The organism is Sphingobacterium sp. UBA7625 (assembly GCF_002484085.1).
Taxonomy (GTDB): domain Bacteria; phylum Bacteroidota; class Bacteroidia; order Sphingobacteriales; family Sphingobacteriaceae; genus Sphingobacterium; species Sphingobacterium athyrii.
Genome location: NZ_DLJD01000025.1, coordinates 91,142 through 114,133 on the forward strand (window position 1 = coordinate 91,142; position 22,992 = coordinate 114,133).

The 22,992-nt window shown below is 38.3% G+C and carries 19 protein-coding genes and 1 other RNA gene (1 of these 20 running past the window's edge); 10 read left to right on the plus strand and 10 right to left on the minus strand.

Annotated elements, in window-relative coordinates:
* Positions 1-14: 14 nt before the first annotated feature.
* The 3 genes from B4G94_RS10150 to B4G94_RS10160 all read right to left on the minus strand — a co-directional run bounded on the left by B4G94_RS10150 (position 15) and on the right by B4G94_RS10160 (position 1,969).
* On the minus strand, positions 15-884 hold the full coding sequence (locus B4G94_RS10150; RefSeq protein WP_165308270.1) for a hypothetical protein: 870 nt from the start codon (positions 882-884) through the stop codon (positions 15-17).
* A gap of 175 nt (positions 885-1,059) precedes the next feature.
* Complete coding sequence (locus B4G94_RS10155) at positions 1,060-1,479, minus strand: SH3 domain-containing protein (RefSeq protein ID WP_108633042.1); 420 nt, start codon at positions 1,477-1,479, stop codon at positions 1,060-1,062.
* A gap of 13 nt (positions 1,480-1,492) precedes the next feature.
* Positions 1,493-1,969 (minus strand): BON domain-containing protein, encoded by a 477-nt coding sequence (locus B4G94_RS10160; RefSeq protein WP_286858694.1) that lies wholly within the window; start codon positions 1,967-1,969, stop codon positions 1,493-1,495.
* A 212-nt stretch (positions 1,970-2,181) separates the two neighbouring features.
* Here B4G94_RS10160 and B4G94_RS10165 point away from each other — a divergent pair, with 212 nt between their 5' ends.
* Positions 2,182-3,285: a DUF695 domain-containing protein gene (locus B4G94_RS10165; RefSeq protein ID WP_286858695.1), complete on the plus strand. Its 1,104-nt coding sequence runs from the start codon at positions 2,182-2,184 to the stop codon at positions 3,283-3,285.
* Between the two features lie 61 nt (positions 3,286-3,346).
* Positions 3,347-3,970 (plus strand): murein L,D-transpeptidase catalytic domain-containing protein, encoded by a 624-nt coding sequence (locus B4G94_RS10170; RefSeq protein WP_165308274.1) that lies wholly within the window; start codon positions 3,347-3,349, stop codon positions 3,968-3,970.
* On the opposite strand, the gene B4G94_RS10175 is transcribed toward B4G94_RS10170, so the two are convergent.
* Positions 3,964-5,472 carry a hypothetical protein gene (locus tag B4G94_RS10175; RefSeq protein ID WP_286858696.1) on the minus strand — a complete coding sequence of 503 codons (1,509 nt, stop codon included), beginning with the start codon at positions 5,470-5,472 and terminating at the stop codon, positions 3,964-3,966. The genes B4G94_RS10170 and B4G94_RS10175 overlap by 7 nt on opposite strands.
* A 161-nt stretch (positions 5,473-5,633) precedes the next feature.
* On the opposite strand from B4G94_RS10175, the gene yiaA reads away from it, so the two are divergent.
* On the plus strand, positions 5,634-6,083 hold the full coding sequence (gene yiaA, locus B4G94_RS10180; protein WP_241254787.1) for an inner membrane protein YiaA: 450 nt from the start codon (positions 5,634-5,636) through the stop codon (positions 6,081-6,083).
* Positions 6,084-6,573: 490 nt separating this feature from the next.
* On the opposite strand, the gene B4G94_RS10185 is transcribed toward yiaA, so the two are convergent.
* Positions 6,574-8,301: a sensor histidine kinase gene (locus tag B4G94_RS10185; protein WP_286858699.1), complete on the minus strand. Its 1,728-nt coding sequence runs from the start codon at positions 8,299-8,301 to the stop codon at positions 6,574-6,576.
* Positions 8,298-9,638 (minus strand): sigma-54-dependent transcriptional regulator, encoded by a 1,341-nt coding sequence (locus tag B4G94_RS10190; RefSeq protein WP_286858700.1) that lies wholly within the window; start codon positions 9,636-9,638, stop codon positions 8,298-8,300. Before B4G94_RS10190 ends, B4G94_RS10185 begins: the two co-directional genes overlap by 4 nt.
* Before the next feature lie 270 nt (positions 9,639-9,908).
* Here B4G94_RS10190 and B4G94_RS10195 point away from each other — a divergent pair, with 270 nt between their 5' ends.
* The 3 genes from B4G94_RS10195 (at position 9,909) to B4G94_RS10205 (ending at position 14,182) form a co-directional block, all read left to right on the plus strand.
* A complete protein-coding gene (locus tag B4G94_RS10195; protein ID WP_286858701.1) occupies positions 9,909-11,501 on the plus strand; it encodes an ABC-F family ATP-binding cassette domain-containing protein in 1,593 nt (530 codons plus the stop codon).
* A gap of 305 nt (positions 11,502-11,806) precedes the next feature.
* A complete protein-coding gene (locus tag B4G94_RS10200) occupies positions 11,807-13,543 on the plus strand; it encodes a GMC family oxidoreductase (protein WP_165308281.1) in 1,737 nt (578 codons plus the stop codon).
* A 3-nt stretch (positions 13,544-13,546) separates the two neighbouring features.
* Positions 13,547-14,182, plus strand: coding sequence for a gluconate 2-dehydrogenase subunit 3 family protein (locus tag B4G94_RS10205; RefSeq protein ID WP_286858702.1), 636 nt, complete (start codon positions 13,547-13,549; stop codon positions 14,180-14,182).
* Positions 14,183-14,267: 85 nt separating this feature from the next.
* On the opposite strand, the gene B4G94_RS10210 is transcribed toward B4G94_RS10205, so the two are convergent.
* Positions 14,268-15,146 (minus strand): OmpA/MotB family protein, encoded by an 879-nt coding sequence (locus B4G94_RS10210; protein WP_286858704.1) that lies wholly within the window; start codon positions 15,144-15,146, stop codon positions 14,268-14,270.
* A 102-nt stretch (positions 15,147-15,248) separates the two neighbouring features.
* Positions 15,249-15,773, minus strand: coding sequence for a hypothetical protein (locus B4G94_RS10215; RefSeq protein WP_108633031.1), 525 nt, complete (start codon positions 15,771-15,773; stop codon positions 15,249-15,251).
* Positions 15,774-16,205: 432 nt separating this feature from the next.
* On the opposite strand from B4G94_RS10215, the gene B4G94_RS10220 reads away from it, so the two are divergent.
* The 4 genes from B4G94_RS10220 to B4G94_RS10235 all read left to right on the plus strand — a co-directional run bounded on the left by B4G94_RS10220 (position 16,206) and on the right by B4G94_RS10235 (position 21,256).
* Positions 16,206-16,580 (plus strand): hypothetical protein, encoded by a 375-nt coding sequence (locus B4G94_RS10220; protein WP_108633030.1) that lies wholly within the window; start codon positions 16,206-16,208, stop codon positions 16,578-16,580.
* Between the two features lie 66 nt (positions 16,581-16,646).
* Positions 16,647-18,623 carry a DUF3857 domain-containing protein gene (locus B4G94_RS10225; RefSeq protein WP_286858705.1) on the plus strand — a complete coding sequence of 659 codons (1,977 nt, stop codon included), beginning with the start codon at positions 16,647-16,649 and terminating at the stop codon, positions 18,621-18,623.
* Positions 18,620-20,521, plus strand: coding sequence for a DUF3857 domain-containing transglutaminase family protein (locus B4G94_RS10230; protein ID WP_286858706.1), 1,902 nt, complete (start codon positions 18,620-18,622; stop codon positions 20,519-20,521). Before B4G94_RS10225 ends, B4G94_RS10230 begins: the two co-directional genes overlap by 4 nt.
* Before the next feature lie 75 nt (positions 20,522-20,596).
* Positions 20,597-21,256, plus strand: a complete 660-nt coding sequence (locus tag B4G94_RS10235) for an HAD family hydrolase (RefSeq protein ID WP_108633027.1) — start codon at positions 20,597-20,599, stop codon at positions 21,254-21,256.
* Positions 21,257-21,393: 137 nt separating this feature from the next.
* On the opposite strand, the gene B4G94_RS10240 is transcribed toward B4G94_RS10235, so the two are convergent.
* Both B4G94_RS10240 and rnpB read right to left on the minus strand, forming a co-directional pair.
* The gene (locus B4G94_RS10240; protein ID WP_108633026.1) at positions 21,394-22,785 is read right to left on the minus strand and encodes a sigma-54-dependent transcriptional regulator; all 1,392 of its coding nucleotides are present in this window, start codon (positions 22,783-22,785) and stop codon (positions 21,394-21,396) included.
* A 65-nt stretch (positions 22,786-22,850) separates the two neighbouring features.
* An RNA gene (gene rnpB / locus B4G94_RS10245) (RNase P RNA component class A) lies at positions 22,851-22,992 on the minus strand; it runs 195 nt beyond the window's last position.

Here is a 22,992-nt window from a genome sequence, read left to right on the forward strand (position 1 = left end):
GATCAAAAACGCTATTATACATTACTCCCGTCTGTCTTTTTCAAATTGCTGCCTTCACTTTTCTCCAGCAATTTACCCTCGGCATTATATACATATCTCTCAACTCGGCCATTTCGTTTTTTCTCAACAATTTTCTTCAATAATAATTGGTTCTTAAAATATTCCCTATAACTCGAACCATTGAATTTGTACAATCTCTCGACAAGGTTATTATGCTGATATAAGTCGGTGTAATTGACTTTATCTTTTTTATAGGTATGTTTAAGTAGTTGGCCGTCCCTGTTGAACGACTTCGATTCGACGACCTGACCGACACAATCCAACTTCGCTTTATAAAGCAACTTGTTATCCAGGCCATACTCCGATTTACTGTGGTCAAACTCGTTTTCAACGATATAGTAGCTGTCAAAAAAAGTCTTTAACACTTTCTTCTTTCCTATATTAGGTTGATAAATCACTATCTTTTCCTGGCTGATTTTACCGTTTCGAAAATCGCGCTGTACACTTGAAGTATCCGTAATCGTATACTGAAAATCCATTACTGCATCCGCTTTCACCTCCATTTGCTGCATCACACCGTGCCTGACCTGGACCAAAGCACGCTTTCCTTCCTTTTCAATCTTAAAATTTCCATCCACTAAACCGTCTTTGTTGACCGCAATAAAGGCATTAGACGGGCCCATAAATTGATTTTGCTGCACAATATATTTTCCTTGCTTCAATTTAGTGACTTGTCCTTTTTCAACGATGTTAATAGTATCTTTTGGAGATTCTGATAAATGTAACTGATACCTGTCTTTATCCAAACGAACATACTCCTGAGCTGCGGCTATTTGTCCCAACAAAGCAATACATGGGAACAAGAAAAATTTCAATTTCGACATATTGTAATAAGTTTGTTGCAAAACATATAGTACAATTATTACACCAAAAACTGCAAGTCCAGATGAAACTAAATTCAAACAGGGAATATAAAGCGCTAAAACAACAACATACAGAAAAAAAGGAGAAATATCCCTAAGATAGATCTCCTTATATTTTATTCAGGAACTGATCTTATTAGACCGACTCAAGGTATTGAGCATAACAGTACCCTTCTTCATTATCGTTGGTCCTCACTAACCACCATTGGTCGTTTGCTTTGCTAATCAATGTGATAATTTCACCCTTCGCTGCTTTTCCTACAATAGGCTGGTCAGTTCCGGGGCCTTTTCGAATATTTAAGTTGCTATTCTCTGTGATTACCTTCACCTGGCTTCCGGGCACCTCTGTAGCCACATCAACATTTAAGACGACATCACCTGTCTGAAAGTTTGGATCTATATTTCCATAAATTTCCCACAGTTTATTTTTCACATCAGCGGTAGGCGCAGTACCCCTAATCTGAAGCACACCATCCATTTCAGCGTAATTCAGATCGTTAACTCCTGAAGATTGTGCAGTATCCAAAAGAACTTTATATTTTTCTTGTAATGACATAATTTTTGCTATTTTATTTTTTTACAACAATACCACTCAAATCCACTTTTTTTGGATTTAGATTATCCAAACCTTGTTTCAATGTAACAATCTTTGCCTGTTCCAACGTTCCTGTTACCGAAATAACCCCATCTTTAACACTCGCCTGAACAGATGGAAAATCTTTCATAAACGTATTTACGGCTGCGCCAAGTGTAGCATCATTATTCGATACTGTAATAGGTGCCGGTGTTGTTGCAACAGGTGCACTCACAACGATATCATTTTGAATAGATTTGACATCCTTATCCCCTGCTGTTTTTGCGATCGATTCAATCTGTTGTTTTTCTTCCTCTGACGCTACAGTGCCGCTAAGGATTACCTTTCCTTTTTCGACCTCAACATCAACAGTTTTACGTCCCGTAAGTGCATTTTCTATCTTTTCCTCTAGTTTATCATCCGATAATCCTGATTTACATGCAGAAAAAGAAAGTGCTGCAGATGTTGCCAAAAGGCAAAATGTTAATTTGCAAAATTTCATATGCTCAATATTAATTTATAATTTCCAACAATATCCTTAACAAACTGCTCGATCAATTGTTTGTCAGATAATTTTTAAACAGCAAATCACTTGTTGGATCCTAATTATATCATTAATTTTAATAGCAAAGATGTAACAGTTTTTACATACGATATAGGGATTCAATCGAATAAATAGGAATTATGGGATTTTTGAACAATATTTTTGGTAAGAAAGAAAATAAAAAAGATAGTATACAGGATTTCTGGAATTGGTTTACAAAAAACGAGCAGACTTTTTTCCAAACAGTAAAAAATAGTGATGATATCGATCAGAATTTTTTCAACAAACTTTCTCCAAGAATTGACGCACTCCGAAAAGAGCTCTATTTTTTAACAGGAATGTATAACGATAATACAGCTGAACTTGTCATTACTCCTGATGGCGTTGTAAAAAATATCGCATTTGTTGAGGCCCTAGTTGATGCAGCGCCTCCCCTTCCAAACTGGAAATTCACGGCTTTAAAACCGGCAATCGAGGATATGGAGAAATTCAAAATAACAATGTATGGATTTTCCTTTGATATTAACACGATGTATTTTTACCCTATCGAGCATAGATACCGCCCCGATGATGTCGATATAATTATTGTCCACCCCGATTATACGGAAGAAAACAAAGCTAACATCGCTCATGGCGTTGAAATCTTCTTGGATAATTATATCGGCGAGCTAAATTCGATCATCACCATTGATAACTTAAATGTCACGTCAAGCCAGCAAGCAACTGGAGAGCTCATCCCGCTGAACAAGTTAAAAGACTATTTAATATGGCGGGAAAAAGAATTTATTGAAAAATATACAGATATAAGACACGAAACCGAAAAAGATTCCTACGCTGCTTTTGAGGGTGTAATGGAAAATGACCTACCTATTTTAGCCATAATAAACACAACACTATTGGACTGGGACGGAAAGGCCTCACATCCCTGGATCGTAACATTACGGATCAATTATGACGGAACTGCCACAAACGGTATGCCTGACCAGAAAACATACGACTTAATGGATAAATTTGAGGATGAACTCATGGTTAGTCTTCCACATGATATTGGCTACCTCAATATTGGCCGGGAAACTGCGGACAATTTAAGGGAAGTTTATCTCGCTTGCACGGAATTTAGAAAATCCTCCCAAACGATAGATCAGCTAATAACACAGTATCAAAATCAGCTCCAGATAGACTATACAATCTATAAAGATAAATATTGGAAATCTTTTGAGCGATTTAACAGAACAGTGGAATAACGATATAAACCGCCAAAAATAGATAGGCATCCCTTTATAAACAAGAAATTATTTCTAATAAATGAATAAACTTATTGCGCTCATGATCATAATCGGGATCGGTCTAATCGCTTTCAAAATATCCCGAACTAACAACTGGTCCTTTGCAGAGCGCACTGAAAACACGACCTTATCAGACCAGGAGCGGTATAATAAAGCCTTCAATCGGGTCAAAAGCCTGGTTGAAAATAAAAAAAAATACAATGAAGAGATTGCTTTTCTTCTCGATATGAGAAGACCCTCAGGCAGGAATCGTTTTTTTGTTGTCGACCTTCAAAACAACCGGATACTGGATCAGGGTTTAGTGGCTCATGGCTCTGGCTCGGAAACCGGAAAAGCTGGTCAACTTCATTTCAGTAATACGGAAAACTCTTATGCTACTTCATTAGGCATGTACTCGATCGGCCCATCTTACAATGGCCACTTCGGAAAGGCTTATAAGTTGTATGGACTTGAAGATTCCAATAGCAATGCCTATAGCAGAAACATTGTTTTGCATAAATACAATAGCATGCCCTATGATGAACAGGTTGCTTCCATATGTTTGAGCCAGGGCTGCCCAATGGTAAATGTAAAATTCTACGAAAGATTGCAGGCTGTTATTGACCCTTCTCCAAAACAGATCATCTTGACTATTTATTATTGATCTTTTTTCAACTTCAATGTTCCGACCAGATGCAATAAAGCTTGATAAGGACTTTCCGATGTGATCAATGATTTTAGCCAGGCAATAAATCCCAGTACAAATAAATCTTGATTTTCGTTATCTTGAGCCATGCTGTCAATGGCGGCGATAAAGGTTTTATTTTTCACCATCGCCGGGTTTTGGAGATACTTTTCAACCAGTCTTAAAAAATGGACAACGCGACCTTCCCGAACCGTCTCCAAGTATCTTCTATACCGACGCTTAAAGCTTTTCATACGCGAAACTGCAAGGTCAATATCCCCAAATTGAATATGGATCAATATCTCCAGCAAACTCTTGCGGATCGTCCAGAGCATACCCATTTTCTTCTCATACCAAGCATCCGTCCTAATCATTTTCCTTAATTCTGTCAATGCTAGTTTATCTTGAAATTGCGTCAAAAACATAACTAGACATAATTGTAAGTCGGCAAGATCAGCTTCATTGGACTTCAATGTTGATTGCTGGATCCCAAGTCTTAAAATAGCAAGGGCCTGTACTCCTTCGCCCATATAATGGTAGTTTAAGGCCTTTAGTAAATAATAACGCAAATGAAATTGAGCACGAAGCACTGTCCCCGGAGGACAGCCTGCAATCAACTGTTCTAAATAGGTTAGACTTTCATCAAATAGCTTATTCCGTAAATTGAAATTAGCAAGGTAATAAAGGATATGCAGGTAGTAAAACGAGTGATGCACTGAATTTACCTTTTGCCTTGTTATAAATTCGTCACTTGTTTTCAAAAATGACCGAACCAATGCATAATTCTGATGGATCATTGCATACTCGTTAGCGATAAACAAAAGCTGATAAAGCGACTTAAAAGACAATAATTCATGTAATGAAATATCATATTTACCGATTGTATCAAGCACTAATTTATTCAGATCTACAATCTTCCCCTTTAAATGAATATCCTGCAATTCGACCCTGAGAATTGCATAAGCTATTTGAAACTTTGCTTCCTGCTGCATTTTATGCTGGTTTACTCTAAAACGATCCACCAATAGTTCTAATTCAGGATGAGATTCCAGATAGGCATATTGCAACCTAACTTGTAGGATTTCATTGAGCAGACTAAACTGCTCCAGAAGTAAAGCTTTATGCTCAGCCCGTTGTAAGCATTTAAAGCCCGGTTTTATCAGATGATTTTCCAGTAGGAAACGGCCAACGATCAGCAATCTCAGCGCTTCATGCGCCTCACTATTATCGCGTTCAAAAGTCTTGTTTGAAATAAAAAATAAAAGACTATCATGTAATCTTTTCCTTAGTGCATGATAAGCATCTTTATTTTTTGAAGAACCATAAAGTTTTTTTAATCTATTTATATCATCAGTTTCTAAAATTTCAAACAACCTGATATTCTTGACATCGCTTCGTTTGTTTTTCTTTTTTAAAAACCCCTTAAACTCTTTAATATCTTCATTATTTAATATACCAATAAGTTCTGCAATTGAATCCATAACTTCAAATTTACATCAAAATCAAATCTAATAAATAAAAAAATATCATCAGTATTTTAAATAACTTGATTTTCTATTAGCTCAGATCCTTCTGATATTTGAATCAACAAATAACAAAAAAACAACAATAAAAAATAAAAATTATGGAACCGCTAAAAAACATGATTGAAGAAAAAATTTCGAAAAAGGATTCAAACACAAGAAATCCTTTCAAACCAACAGGAGCGTTCATTGGCGCATCGTGGACCGCTTTGCTGGTTGGAACTATTGGTTACTGCATCGGGCTATGGAATGCCTCAATGGCATTAAATGAAAAAGGATATTATTTTACCATCCTATTGTTTGCCTTATTTGCAGTTATCTCTGTTCAGAAAAGTGTCAGAGATAAAGCCGAAGGGCTTGCCGTAACTGAACTTTATTACGGCTTAAGTTGGTTTGCAACCATTGCCGCCGTAGTCTTACTTGTGGTAGGATTATGGAACGCAGATTTGCTGCTGAGCGAAAAAGGGTTTTACGCCATGTCTTTTTCATTAAGTATATTCTCGGCGATTGCCGTTCAGAAAAACACACGGGACGCTAAGCTTATTGACGATAATGAAATAAAACTTTAGCGGTTTGCCTGTCCTGCGGCCGCTGCTTGGCACGCCGCAGGATTTATTGTAGATCACTAAGAAAACAGAAAAAGGTCATATCAAAAAGCGATTTTTTCAAAAAGAAGCAATGAGATATGGCCTTTTTCTTTGGTTATTCTTTGCTTATTTATTACTATTTCTCTGCTTATTTATCGCTTATTCTTTGGTGATCCTTTGGTGATTCTTTGGTTATTATAGGCCGTTTCTTCGTACTTTCTAGGGACCTGACTCGCTTCTGCTTTACTTCTGCTTCGCTATTTCTTTGCTATTTCTCTGGTATTTGGTTGTTGTTTCGTTGCCTTTTCGTTGCTGTATGAACCATGAAAAAGTAATGAAAGAGTAAGTAAACGGCAATAAATGTGCTATGTTACCCCAAGCTTGGTCGTAAAAAAGACCAACCAAAAGGCCTCTGATTGGAAAAACCGCTCTATTTTGAAAATAGATTTAAAGATTGATAGGGTTGCACTATTTAGGCTACAGGGAGAAAAAATGAAAATGTGCTTCCAGCACCATACTCGCTTTCCACGCTAATATTCCCGCCCATACTTTCAATAAATTCTTTGCTAATACTCAACCCTAAGCCTGTACCTTCTTTGTTTGTCCCTGGAACACGAAAATATCGTTCAAAAATTTTGGCAAGGTATTGTGGCGCGATTCCCTGCCCTGCATCCTGTACACTTATAAACACTCCTGACTCGTGCTTGCTGACTAGAATAGAAACTGAAGTCCGTTCATTGGAATACCGGATTGCATTAGACAGCAAATTCGTCAATACCCAGGCCGCTTTTTCACTATCTGCCATGACTAACGGCAAATCTTCCGCTACATGAACATCAACATGAATTCCTCGCTGCTCAGCCATCGACTTATTGGCCAATACAGCATATTCTACTATTGGTGCTACATCAACTGGAATCAGTTTCATCTGAATTGCACCACTTTCGACCTGAGCCGTATTCAACAGCTCACCAGTGATACGTAACAAACGATCTGTATCGTCGGCAATGCTAACAAGCAATTCTTTCTGTTCGTCATTCAACGCACCGATCTGCTTATTTTCTAACAACTGGACTCCCATTCGTATGGAAGCAATCGGTGTTTTCAACTCATGAGAAACTGTTCCGATAAAATTTGTTTTGGCGACATCAAGCTCCTTGAATGTGGTTATATTCTTTAATAAGATAAACTGTCCTATATATTGAAAATCACTTTCTCCCGTTGGAATAATGTTAATAGGGATAATCTCTTCCTCAAAATAACTCTCCCTGCCATTGACAAACACCTTAATCGGGTCAGCATTCGTTTTCTCTCGGTGCTCATGCGACAGCTTACCTGTTAAACAATCTACCAAATCGTTAGACAGAGCAATGTCCTCCAATTTTCTTCCCTCAAAATCATTCAGTTTTACCCCAGTTATCAGACAGGCTTGTTCATTCGCAAAAAGTACTTTCCCCTGTTCGTCAACGCCGATAACCGCATCATGCATATTCGCTATTAATGCTTCAATCCGCTTTTTGTGAGCCAATATTTTCCCCAGCTTACTTTCGGAATATTCTTCAAGCTTTTGAGCCATGGTGTTAAAGGACTGGGCGACGAGACCAAATTCATCATTTCGCTCAAAACGCAAGCGTCGTCGATAATTTCCATTGGCGATCTGCTGTATGCTCTCCGTCAATTGGGCAATTGGGTTTGCGATTGTGGCAGGAAGATTAATAAGCAGCACAAAAGCAATCATAAAACAAATCGCTCCTGCTACCGATATGGCTAGAATTGCTTTTTCTGCCGTGTCATCTGCTATTTTACTTTTGTGCTCAATCGCTTCCATATTCAGATACATCAATTGAGATATATCTTTCCTGAGATCAGCGATTAAAACAAGATTTGATGGCTGCCGTTGGAGTGCTGAAAAATGTAAACTCACACGTGCGGTAGCTTCCTTTTCTCCATTTTCGGTCATATTTTGCTGTTGCAATTTTAAGTTCTTTGCAAAAAGCTCCAGCCCGCCCAAGTCGGCATGAAGTTGCTCCAAGGCAAGCAGCATATTCCTTGAATACTGTAGTGTATTGTAGTTTGCAACTAAAATATTATTGGTATCCTGTTTTAAACGACTGATTTTCCAGCCACTTAAAACGGCCAAAAACAGGATCATGGAAAATAAAAAACCTACACCGAAAGTCAGCTTTGCCTTAAGTTTCATTGTATTTTATATTCCTCAATTTTTCGATACAAGGTGGCTACACCGATCTCCAACAAGCGCGCTGCTTCTGCTTTATTTCCATTTGTGTGCTGCAATACGCGCTGAATGTGCTGGCGTTCTATAGTTGTCATTGAAAAACTGGAGGATAACACATCGTTGGCTTTCAAACTATTCACTCCAAAAGGAAGGCTGTCGACATCCAGCCGTCCATCTTCGCTTAATATGACACTGCGTTCAATTACATTTTTTAGTTCACGGATATTTCCCCGCCACACATTTCGTTCGAGAGCAGCGACAAATTCGGCTGTCATTTGTAAAGGTTTGATATTCGATTTTAGGGCGAAAATATCGGCATAATATTGGGCCAATAACCGAATATCCTGGACACGTTGGCGCAAAGGCGGTAGCTGTATCGTAAAGACCGATAGTCTATAAAATAAATCGCTTCTAAAATGCTCGGCATCAATTTCAGCTTCAAGATCCCTATTGGTTGCGGCAATAATACGGACATCCACTTTTGTTGGCCTGGAATCACCTACTTTTAAAAATTCCCCTGTCTCTAGTACACGGAGGATTTTGGCCTGAAGTTCGATCGCCATCTCCCCGATCTCATCCAAAAAAATGGTCCCCAAATGCGCTTCTTCAAAGAGACCTCGCTGGTCTTTTGTTGCGCCCGTAAATGCGCCTGATTTATGTCCGAACAATTCATTTTCCAACAGATCCTTCGTGAAAGCGGCACAATTTATTGCGACAAAACTACGTTCCTTTCGCGGACTAGCTTGATGGATCGCTTGCGCGAACACCTCTTTACCTGTCCCCGTTTCCCCGGTTAAAAGCACAGTCGTATTCGTAACAGAAACTTTTTGAGCCAAAGCGATTGCAGACTTTATGGCAGCAGAGCTTCCTATAATTTTATCAAATGAGAGTCTAGCACCCAACTGCTTTTCCAATTGTCTCACCCTTCGGGCGAGCGCAACCTTCTCACAGGCTTTATAGAGCAAAGGAATAATCCTGTTGTTGTCATCACCTTTGGTTATATATTCAAATGCACCATTTTTTATTGCCTTAACTCCATCTGGAATATTACCATAGGCAGTCAATAGTATAATTTCAACAATAGGATAACGGTCCTTGATCAGTTTTGCGGTTTCCACGCCATTGCCATCGGGCAACTTAACATCACACAATACAACATCGATATCGAAAACATCAAGCTTTTTCAAGCCAGATTTAATATCAGCGGCCTCGATTACCTCGAACCCCTCCAAAGTGATAATCTTAGCGAGCAGTTTACGAAGTTTCTCCTCGTCATCTATAAGAAGTATTTTATTTACCATGTTTTTTTTCAAAATTACGATTTGTTCCACGCAAACAGCAATAATATACACTCAAAATTCAACCTATTACCCTATATTTTTGTAGCCAAGTATTAAGGAATTTGACTATAGATCAAAAACAAACTTTTGAGATCAAAAATAAAGCTGTATATTTGCAGTACCACAACTAAATAAAACTGTATGTAAGATTAAAATTCTTTAGAACGTCATCAATACCAGCGATAAATGGCTTATCGAAATGGTCTGTTTTAACATTTAAAGAATTTTAGCATGATTTCATTACAACAGGTATCCTATATACATCCAAATAAAGATTTATTGTTTGAAAACATAAGTCTATCAATCAACTCGCAAGAGAAAATAGCATTAATTGGCAACAACGGTGTCGGTAAATCCACATTACTGCGTATGATGGCCGGAGATCTATCTCCCAGTGCAGGAAACATACACTGCGATACCCGCCCCTTGTACGTCCCGCAAGTTACCGGACAGTATGACGAGTTTACTGTTGCCCAAGCTTTGGGCATTGACAAAAAGCTGGAAGCACTATATGCTATTCTAGAAGGCGATGCTTCCGAACAAAATTTCAATGATCTTCAAGAGGACTGGACGCTGGAAGAACGCTGCCAGGAAGCTTTCAGGTATTGGAATCTACCAGAAATTCATTTGAAAAAGAAAATGTCCGACCTCAGCGGCGGACAAAAAACTAAAATACTGTTGGCCGGTATCCAGATTCACGCTTGTGAACTTATTCTTTTAGATGAACCCAGCAATCATTTGGACTTTGAAAGCAAAAAGCAGCTTTATCGCTGGATAGAATCTTCAAAGCAAACCATCATTGTCGTCAGCCATGATCGAATGCTCCTCAACCTTCTGGAAGATACTTTAGAAATGACAGTAAAGGGCATCAAACGGTACGGCGGAAACTATGCATTTTATGAGTCGCAAAAAGAAATAGAACGCCATGCTTTACAACAGGACATACAACATCAGGAAAAAGCAGTCAAAATTGCAAAAGAAAAAGAAAGAGAAACCATTGAAAGGCAAAATAGATTAAATAACCGCGGTCAAAAAAAACAGGAGAAAGCAGGTGTTGCCCGTATTATGATGAACACATTACGGAACAATGCGGAAAAAAGCACGGCCAAAATCAAAAGTGTTCACCAAGACAAAATTGGCGATATCCAATCCAATCTCCAAGGGCTTAGGAGTACAAAAGCTGCATTGGATGAAATCAAAATTGATTTGGGAAACAGTATTTTCCCCCTCGGAAAAAGCATCATCAAAGCCACAGACATCAATTTTCAATACAATTCAACTGCACTATGGAAGGAAAATATTGACTTACAGCTATTCAGTGGAGACCGAGTTATTATAAAGGGCAACAATGGTTCCGGCAAAACGACATTGGTTAAATTGCTCTTAGGCCGACTCACTCCTACGCAAGGTCGAATTGAACGACATAACTTCAGCGCTATCTACCTCGACCAAGAGTATTCGCTTATCGATCTGCAGCTGAGCGTTTATGAACAGGCTCAAAATTACAATACAGAATCCTTACCGGAACACGAAATCAAAATTAGACTCAACCGTTTTCTATTCGGGAAAGATGACTGGGACAAATCTTGTAAATTTCTAAGTGGCGGCGAGAAAATGCGTCTGATCCTGTGCTGCCTAACAATTAAACAGCAGGCTCCGGATCTGATCGTATTGGATGAACCTACCAATAATTTAGATATCCAAAATATTCGTGTACTTACCCATGCAATTCAAGGTTACAAGGGTACACTGCTTGTTATTTCACATGATGAAATATTTCAGCAAGAGATTGGAATAGATAGCACAATCAACTTAAAAAATTAAGTCAGATCAAGCGGTAACCGATATTTCTTGTGCGAGTAATATCGGTACCATTTTACGCTGGGCACCCACATCATGCTCGTTTCATTCAAATAATCAGCACGACATTTGTAACAATCTTCTATTCTTTATTTAGAAACTTGCTAAAACGATAAATTAAATTGAAAAAAAATAAAATTTTATCAATATATTCACGATGATTTTAAACATGAAACAATAACCATCAATTAATTGAACCGTCCCATAGATAGCTAAATCGCTCAAGAAATGTATCTCATCGGGTATTCAATTAATTACTCAATTTAATTATGTCAAATTATCAAATTAAAGAAAATCCCGAATTGTTTGACGCGATCGTAGTCGGCTCTGGTGCCGGAGGGGGTATGGCCGGATATATTCTGGCGCATGCAGGTCTCAAAGTATTGATGCTGGAGGCTGGTCCCTTTTATGATCCGGCAAAAGATTCGTTACAGTTACGTTGGCCATGGGAGTCCCCACGAAGAGGAGCCGGTACCACACGGCCTTTTGGCGATTTTGACGCTGCCTTTGGCGGTTGGCAACTTGAGGGCGAGCCTTACAGTAAAGTAAATGGAACCGAATTCGAATGGTTCAGAGCAAGAATGCTGGGTGGTCGAACAAATCACTGGGGACGTATATCTTTGCGGATGGGACCTGATGATTTTAAACCGAAAGATGGGGTCACGGATGAATGGCCGATCACTTATGATGAAGTGAAACCATTTTATGATCGCGTAGACCGCATGATCGGAATTTATGGAACAGCGGAGGGCATACATAACGAACCTGATGGTATTTTTATGAAACCTCCAAAACCTCGACTCAACGAATTATATATTGCAAAAGGCGCCAAGAAAGCCGGTGTACCTGTCATTCCGGGGCGTGGTGCGGTACTGACCGAGGTTTCCAAAGACATTAAAGACAGAGGTACCTGTTTCTATTGCGGACAATGCGGCCGTGCATGTAAAGTATATGGGGATTTCTCATCATCATCTTGCCTGGTGATTCCAGCAATGAAAACCGGGAATCTAAAAGTGATCGACAATGCAATGGTTCGGGAAGTATTGACCAACGATGAGGGCATCGCTACTGGAGTTTCCTATGTTGACACAAAAGATTTACAAGAATATACCGTAAAAGGAAAAACGGTTATTCTGGGTGCGAGTGCCTGCGAAAGCGCCCGGATCATGCTAAATTCAAAATCGAAATCGCACCCCGGCGGTGTGGGAAATAGCAGTGGCTTAGTCGGAAGATATCTCCATGATTCGACTGGAGCCAGCCTTTCTGGATATTTACCCCAACTTCTCGATCGTAAGAGATATAACGAAGACGGGGTGGGGAGCGTCCATATCTATTCACCATGGTGGGAAGACAACGCAAAACTGAATTTCCCAAGAGGTTATCATATTGAATACGGCGGTGGTTTGCATATGCCATCCTATGGCTTTTTAAACTGGGTACCAAACGTAAATGATACCGGAAAAGGTGCCAATGGACAAACAAAAGCGAAAGGCGGATATGGCACAGCGCTGAAAGAAGATTTCCGCAGCTACTATGGTGCAAATGTTGGTATGGCAGGTCGCGGTACAGCATTGGCAAGAAAAGATAATTATTGTGAAATTGACCCTAACCAAGTTGACAAATTTGGCATTCCGGTACTCCGCTTTAATTACAAATGGGCAAATGAAGAAATAGCACAAGCCAAACACATGCAAGAAACATTTCAATCCATTATGCATGAAATGGGTGCTGTCATTACGTCTAAAATTCCGGGTGCAGATACCTTATACGGTTTGGAAGCCCCAGGAAAAATTATTCATGAAGGGGGCACAACCCGAATGGGCAACGATCCTAAAACTTCAGTATTAAACAAATGGGGACAAGCCCATGACTGCAAAAATCTCTATGTAGTAGACGCCGGTCCATTTGTACAACAAGGTGATAAAAATCTCACATGGACAATTCTGGCTCTATCAATGCGCACGGCAGAATACATATTACAGGAAAAGAAAAAATTAAATGGTTAAAGCATGAATAGAAGAGAATCTCTAAAAGCATTAGGCTTTATTGCGGCTGGATCTGGTCTTTTAACCGCAGCTTGTAATTCCAAAGACGCTAAAAACGCTACAACTGCAAATAATGCAGATAAATTACCCGGTGTTCAGGATTTTGAATATGAAAGGACAGCGCAGTTAAAGGCAGAAAAGTTTTTTGATGAACATGAAATGGCAACAATTACTGTTTTAGCCGATATCATTATTCCAAAGGACAGCACATCAGGAAGTGCTTCAGAGGCAGGAGTTCCTGATTTTATCGAGTTTATTGTCAAAGATTTACCCGACAATAAGATCCCGATGCGGGGCGGTCTACGTTGGCTGGATCTTCAGGCTAAAAGACGGTATGGTAATGTATTTATAAAGTGTGCCAGCAAAGATCAACTCGCACTCGTAGATGAAATTGCTTATCCTGAGCTGGCAAAACCAGAAATGCAACAGGGCGCCGCGTTCTTTTCATTGATGCGCAACCTCACTTCTTCCGGATTTTATACCAGTGAGATAGGCATCAAAGATATAGGATATGCCGGCAATAAACCGGGGGTCTGGAACGGTGTTCCAGACGATGTACTGAAGGAACATGGTTTTGATCCAAGTAAATTTTTCGGGTAAATAAAAAATCCTTTCCAAAGATCGGAAAGGATTTTTTATTTAAACAGTATCTTCTATCGCTCCACGGAGCGATATTGGGATTAACTTATTGTTCCGGTGTTACCTCACTTGGCTCCGGGGCTTTATCAATCAATTCCATAAATTGATCCAGCTTCGGTGTAATAATAATCTGTGTCCTACGGTTGCGTTGTTTTCCAAGAGCGGTTGAATTATCTGCAACAGGATTATACTCTCCTCTACCCCCTGCTGTCAATCGCTTGGGATCCACTCCGTACTTAGTCTGTAAGGCCTGAACAACAGAAGAAGCTCTTAATGTACTTAAATCCCAGTTGTTCCGGATGTTTGGTTTTGAAATGGGGTCAGTATCTGTATTACCCTCAATCAATACTTCGTAATCTCTGTAATCCTGAATAATCTTCGCTATTTTGCTCAGCGTCATGTCAGCACGATCACTGATTTCATAACTACCAGACTTGTACAGCATATTATCTGCAAGCGATATATATACTACACCTTTTAAAACCTGAACATCAACCTCCTGTAACTCCTCACGGCTCAGTGATCGAGTCAGGTTATTTGTCAATACCAAATTCAACGAGTCAGACTTGTTCTTTGTTTCAACAAGATGTTTGATATACTTATTTGAAGCATTGATTTCATCAACAAGTTTTGAAATATTGACATTTCCCTGTGAGTTTTGATTGATACTCTTATCCAGAGAACTTTGTAGCGCTGCATAAGCCGCCTTAAGATCAGCATTATTTTGCCGTTCTGAAGCCAATTGATCTTCCAAGCTCTTAATCCGTGACCGACTTTCAGTCAATTGAAGTTGGCTATCCTGATATTGTGTCTGCAAGGTTTTATACTCTGTCTGCAAACCTACATATGTTTTTTTACTGACACCACATGCCGTAAAAAGTAAACTTGCGGTCAGTATGGACATCGGAAAAACTATATTCTTCATAGCATTCTAATTTTGTAGATGTTGAATTAATTCGTCGAACTAAGATAAAGCAATATTGCAGCCAAAAAAATAGCATTCTATTGAATTAACATCCTTTAACGTCTATTGTCCAAGTTCCTTTAAATCAACCGTAGTGAATATCTGCCCCCCTTTCAGATAGGAATTGGCTCCTTTCAGGTAATTGTAAATGATTGATTTTGCTTCTTCATTTGGCAACTTATGAAGATTTTTGATAAGGAAGTTCTTATCTTCAATAATATTATCTTTATATCCCAAAAATGAAGGCGCGTGGACCTGCACACTCCATCGAATAAATCTGGCTTCTATATGATTGGGATTATCTTTAATCAATTCTTCCAAATGTTTCTTACCTTCTTTAAACTGACCGACTTTTTTAAAGGGGTTACCCATGTGTTTAGCCATTAATATCTCATAAGCCGCCCGGTAAACTTTTTCTGTAGTGGATTTAGCACCTTCATCGAGTATCTCAAAATTCCGTTCACATAAATCCTCATCCTTAACGGCCTCAGCATAATCTTTCCGGATCTTATCAATATTCAACTGCTGCCCCAGCCCCATCTTTGCCATTGTAAACAGAAATACTGTCAATACTATTCGTGTCATCATAATTATAAATCAGGCTATTTCAAAAAATCATTTTCCGACTTAAATTACTAAAAAAATCGAATTCAAATATTAATTTTCAATTATCATACCACAAAGCCCATAGTTTCATGTCATGATATGACTACAATAGGCTTTTTCTCCAGCAAAATTCTTTCTTAACGGATTTTTTTAATGCATTTTTACAGCATGAAATTAGCGTTAACAACAAGCCCTGTCTGGTTAAAAATAAGTCTATCCGTTATTTCCGGCATCTTATTGGGATGTTTATTAGGTGAAATGATTTTCAACCTCTTAATGTCTTAATTTGCGTCTGGATGGCGTACAAAAAAAATAGCATACACGCCACTTCCAAAGAAATCTTGCTTCCATCCTTGCCCAAAATAAAATTATTTTTAGTATATTGCTTATACCAATATAAATTTAAAGTGAGCTATGGAGACAAAAGCGGAGTATCAGATTTGGGACACTATAGTCAATAGTGCAAAAACTAAATTCGATTATAAGCATATTCGTGCTATGTTCAAAAAGGAAGATGACGAAATAACCGATAAATTTCTATTCCATATTATTGCAGGATTTGCCTGTGGAGAAAATCATCAAACAATCTCAACCAACCTGTTCAACGAGTTGCAAAGTATAAATTTCGAATGCAATGAGCAGCAGATCGACAAGTTTATTTCAGACAAACATGTTAAATTCAGTCCTGAGATCTATGCAACATATCTCGCGTTTTCGATGCTGGAGGATGGTGAAGATATCGATAATATCACCGAAGTCATTAACAATCTACTACAAATAGACAAATAATATTTTTAAAGCTATCGTTTAATTTTGGACAAAAACTTATATTCGTAAACAAATTACGCCTAAGTTATGCGCCATTTTTTAACGCTATTTTTAATATTTTATTTTTGTCCAACTATATTTGGTCAAAATTTCGATTTTGGTAGAATCTCTATTTCGGATTTTTCGCCCACGCCACTCGACAGTAATGCCGATGCTATTGTCTTAAAAGAATTTGGGCAAAGCGCAGTCTTCGTCGATGACTATGACCACCGGGTAAAATTAATGCATGAGTACCATGTGCTTATTCGTATAAATAACAAAGAAGGATTTAAAAAAGCTAACTTCGAAATACCATCCTACAAAAGAGGGAATTATATCCGTGACCATCTGGACGAGTTAAAGGCTGTTACCTACAATTTGGAAAACGGGCAGATCAATCGAACAGAACTTGAGAATAAAAAGGTTTTTAAAGAAAATTACTCGGCTTACCTTGATCTGAATAAATTTACGCTTCCCAATATTAAAGAAGGATCCATCATAGAAGTTTCTTATCGAACACTTGAACAGGACTTATTTAATTTTAAGACATGGGTATTTCAGGATGATATTCCTAAATTAAAGAGCCAATATATCGCTATTATACCTGCATCTTTTACTTATAATGTCGTATTGCGTGGTCCATATAAACTGGATGACCAAAAAAAAGGAGAAGTTTTGAAGGAATATCTCTTTTTGGATGGAATAAGAATGGATTGTTCAAAACTCACCTATACGATGTCCAATATTCCAGCTTTTATTGAAGAAGACTTTATGACTTCTCCAAAAAATTTTAAATCCGCAATATATTATGAACTCGAATCTATATTCTATCCAAGTACCGGTGTTAAAAAAACCTTTAGTAAGACATGGAAAGATGTTGACACAGAATTAATGAATGAGAAGACCTTTGGTGGACAATTGAAGAAAACAGATCTCTTCAAAACTACCTTGTCAACGCTTTTATCTCCAAATGATTCAAAATTGGTAAAGGCCAACAAAATCTATGACTATATCAAGAAACAGATAAAATGGAATAACTATCTCGGGAAATATGCAGAAAGCGGAATTGAAAAAGCTTTGGAAAAAAGAACCGGCAATATTGGTGATATCAATTTAGCGCTGGTCACGGCTTTACAAGCTGCGGATTTAGACGCTTATCCAATTATTCTATCGACTAGACGAAATGGCACGCCAAATTCACTATTCCCTGTATTATCAGATTTTGACTATGTTATCGCCTGCGTTGACATCGATGGAACAAAATATAAACTGGATGCATCGAACACCTATCTTCCCTTTGGCTCATTGCCACTACAATGTCTCAATGAACGCGGCAGAATCATATACTCCAAAAAGAGTTCAGACTGGTTTCCATTAGCTTCTGAAGAGATATCCGAACAATACTATACCTTGATAGGCGTACTAAACGACCAAGGCCAGATTAAAGGAACACTCACCATAAGCAGTCAAGGCAATAAAGCGCTTTTGAAAAGACAACATATCGCCAAATTCAACTCCCTCGAAGAATATTGGGAGAAACTGGATGAAGAGATGCCCAACGTCAGCCTTACAAATGCTAAAATTGAACATCTCAACGAGGTTGATCAGGTATTAAACGAGACATTTGATATTACACTAGATGTCAATAAACAACAAGGAAGTACTATATTATCGTTTGCTCCTAACGTCATCGACCGTATATCCTATAATCCATTCAAAATTCAGGACCGTACCTATCCGGTAGATATGGGATTTAAGTCTAAGCTTCAATATACTATCCAATTGGAAATCCCGGAACAATATGACGTAACTGATAAACCTCAAAACGTATCTTTGGCTCTTCCTGAATCCGCTGCGCGATATAAATATATGACACAACTAAATGACAATAAACTGGAAGTTCTGGGAAGCCTGAGTTTTAACAAGCCCATATTCACGGTAGATGAGTACTTCTCCTTAAAAGAGCTTTATTCACGTATTATACAACAGCAAAAATTAGATATTAGATTAACCACAAAAAAATGAAAACGTTAATTGCCAATTTAATCTATTTCCTCCTTCCAATTGCCGCTATTGGACAAGATAACTATGATATTGCCAACATTCCGAGTGCATTAAAAAGCCGGGCCGTAGCCACCGTTAGAAATGACAAAACCGTGGTGGAAGTAAAATCTCCGGAGCAAGTTATTGAAACCGTCACGCGCGCCATTACCGTTTATAATAAAAATGGGGATTACTATGCTGCCCTTCCAATACATTATAACAAATCAAATGAGATCAAGAGCATCAAAGGAGCGATTTATAATGAGATGGGGATATTACAGAAAAAAATAGCAAGCAAGGATTTTAAAGATCTTAGTGCTGTCGACAACAGTACGATGTTTGCGGATTCGAGGATGAAGCTCTATGTTCCCGATTACCACAGTTACCCCTATACGATTGAATATCAATACGAAGTAAAACATAAACAAAACTTGATTATTCCTTCATGGACTCCTGAAGTTTCGAACAATGTTTCCATTGAAAAAAGCAGCTATCAATTTATAACGCCGATTGGCACTGAATTCCGCATCGAGTCAAAAAACTATAAAGGTGCTATTAAAGAGGAGAAAACCGACAAAACAGTCAGCAAATTCTGGAGCACAGAACAAATTCCCGCTAAAAAAGAGGAGTCTTATAGCCCCAATCCCAATCTAAAAAGAACAAGTGTATTGATCGTTCCTAAAAACTTTGTCTACTACGGAAAAGAAGGCAACTTTAGCGACTGGAAAGAATACGGAGACTGGTTTACAACCAAATTATTGAGCAAAAAGGAAGATCTTACCGAAGCCTCAAAACAGAAATTCATATCACTGACAAAGAATGCTTCATCGGATCGGGAAAAAGCAAAAATTCTATACGATTATCTGCAAAAAAACACGAGATATATCAGCATTCAGATCGGAATAGGCGGACTTGAACCTTTTCCTGCATCTGAGGTTGACCGTTTAGGATATGGTGATTGCAAAGCCCTGGTGAACTATATGAGAAGTATGTTATCAGCAGTTGATATACCTTCTTACTATTGTATGGTTGAAGCCGGAAAACGCAAGGAGAATTTCCACAAGACATTTGCAAACGTACAGGATGGCAATCATGCAATCCTATGCGTCCCCTTCAAAAATGACACGACTTGGCTGGAATGTACCAGTCAGAACCTTCCTTTTGGATTCCTCAGCAATTTTACGGATGACAGGGACGTCATTGCCTGTACCGAAAATGGCGGGGTGATTATGCATACGCCAAAATATAGTAACTCAACCAATCTCCAGCTTCGCAATGCTGACCTGACACTCGCTGATGACGGCAGCATAAAAGGTGTTTTAAACACGAAGTTTTATGGCACGCAATATGAAAACCATATGGAGATACTTTTAGCGAACAACAATGAGAAAACCAAATTATTGGCCGAGTATTATAACATTGACAATATCAATTTCGACCAGGTAAAATACGCCGAACACAAACAGGAGAAACCATTTATTGAAGAAAACCTAACGATTTTCATTAAAAATTATGCGGTGAAAAATGGTAATAAAATGCTGATCCAGCCCAATATCTTCAATACACAATCCAGCATTTCTGAGAATAAAAATCGTACAGAGGATATTTTTATAGAACGTGGGTTTATTGACATTGACAGCATTAGCATCACACTCCCGGACAACATCGTAAAAAATATAACACCTGAACAGAAGATCATCGAAAAACCATTTGGTAAATATGAATTTAAATCAGAAATAAAAGGAAATAAATTATTAACGTACCGAAAATTGGAGCTCTTCGAAGGGAATTATCCAGCAAGTAACTACGAAGATTTCTTCCAGTTTCATAGAGAAGTAAGCAGTTCCGATAAAGGTCGTTATAATCTAGGCATATTGTAACAGTATCCTAAAATATTTACTGGAATATGAAAGTCGACAAACAATCAAATAAAGCAATTATTGTATATTAGCCAAATGACAGAATACGCGGCAATTTTTGACATGGACGGGGTTATAAGTCACACAAATCCCTTCCACGCAGAAGCTTTCAGAGCTTTTTTTAAAAACCATAACGTACAGCAGGCTACTGAAGAAGAATTTGAACAGCATATGTATGGCAAACACAACAGCTATATCATGCAGCATTTTTTTAAACGACCAATATCTCCTGAAGAATTGCGTACGCTTGAATTTGAAAAAGAACAGCTTTTTAGAGTGATCTACAAAGAACATGTAGCTCCTATTAAAGGTTTAATAGAATTTTTAAAAGAATTAAAAGACAATGGATTTAAACTTGCAGTAGCAACATCTGCACCCAAGGAAAATATGGATCTGATCTTGGATGAGTTAAAGATCCGGGATCTTTTCTCGTCCACATTAAGCAGCGAAGATGTGAAACTTCATAAACCACATCCCGAAGTTTACTTGAAATCAGCTGAAAATCTTGGTATGCCGATTGAAAAATGTATTGTATTTGAAGATTCCTTTTCGGGTATTACAGCTGCTAAGAATGCGGGAATGAAGGTTGTTGCTGTATTATCAACGCATAAACAACAAGAGCTTCCTGTAAGCGATACTTATGTCAGAAACTATACTGAAATTTCAGTAGCAAATGTGAAAGCAATACTGCAATAGAAAAATCTTGATTAGACAGCTTATTAAATCATGTTAAGATTATTTTAACAATACAGCTACTTAACCATGATTTTTAAAGTAAAATACATCGCTAGATTAATATAAATAAGGGCTTCTTTTGAAAGCCCTTATTTATATTAATCTCTTTTGAGACCAAATTTCTCAATTTTACTATAGAGATGACTACGCTGTATATCGAGGTCATCCGCAGTCTTGGACACATTCCAATTATTCTTTTCCAATTTATATTTTATAAATTCTTTTTCCGCATGATCCTTATAATCCTGGAACGAATCAAACGAATCCATATCCAACCCATAATTTACTGCACCTTTTTCATAGGCAACTCCACCTACTGGCTCACGCGAAGGATTAGCGAATGCAACAACATCTTTATCAGTAATGGATTTATCACTCAAAATAATTAGACGCTCGATCATATTACGCAATTCACGAATATTTCCTGTCCAGGGGAGATGGCTCAATTCTTTCATTGCAGCATTCGTTATTTCCTTCACAGGAATACCGTACTCCATACATATTTCTTCGCAAAAGTTGGTGGAAAGCAAAGGGATGTCATCAACGCGATCAATTAATGAAGGCACATGGATTAAAATTACCGAAAGACGGTGATACAAGTCCATTCTAAAATTACCCTCTTCGATTTCTTTTAGCAAATCTTTGTTGGTTGCAGCGACAACACGTACATTCACATCAATTTCCTTATCTCCCCCCACTCTGGTAATTTTATGTTCCTGTAAAGCCCGCAAAACCTTAGCCTGAGCAGAAAGGCTCATATCACCTATCTCGTCCAAAAACAATGTTCCACCACTGGCCTGTTCAAACTTACCTATCCGTTGTTTAATCGCCGAAGTAAAGGAACCTTTTTCATGCCCGAACAATTCGGATTCAATCAGTTCCGAAGGAATCGCAGCACAGTTTACCTCGATCAATGGTGCCTGTGAACGATTTGATTTTTCATGCAGCCAACGGGCCACAAGCTCCTTACCCGAACCATTTGCCCCTGTAATCAATACTCTTGCCTCCGTTGGAGCAACACGATCTATTGTTTCTTTGATCCGTTTAATTGCTCCGGATTCACCCAATATATCTTTTGTCTTTGAACTGCTGACTTTACGTTTTAATACCTTGGTTTCGGTGACTAGCGAACTCTTATCCAATGCATTTCGAACCGTAATAAGCAATCGGTTTAAATCCAATGGTTTTTCAAGGAAATCAAAAGCACCCTTTTTTGCCGCCTCAACTGCTGTTTCAATCGTGCCATGACCGGAAATCATAATAAAAGGGATGTCTGGGCTGGTCTGATGTGCTTCGGACAGCACCTCCATTCCGTCCATGTTATTCATCTTGATGTCACATAGCACCAAGTTGATCTTTTCTTTTTTTAAAATATCCAATCCATCCCGGCCATTGTCAACATCTAAAATCGTATAATCTTCATATTCCAAGATATCACGCAGAGAACTTCTGATGGCGCGTTCATCGTCAATGATTAAAATTGTACTCATAAATTCAGCGTTATGCTATTTTCAATTATGGAAATCAATATAAGGTTTTTTTAGCAATTAGCGAAAAAGAAGCAAACCTTGTAAGCCGGGTTCTGTAGACCACCGAAGTGGAATTTCTATCATTTATCTAGATTTGCCATCGCTGACAAACTCAATCAACCTACCCATTACGAATTCCAATAAATTGAAAGAAGACGAGCAGCCTTC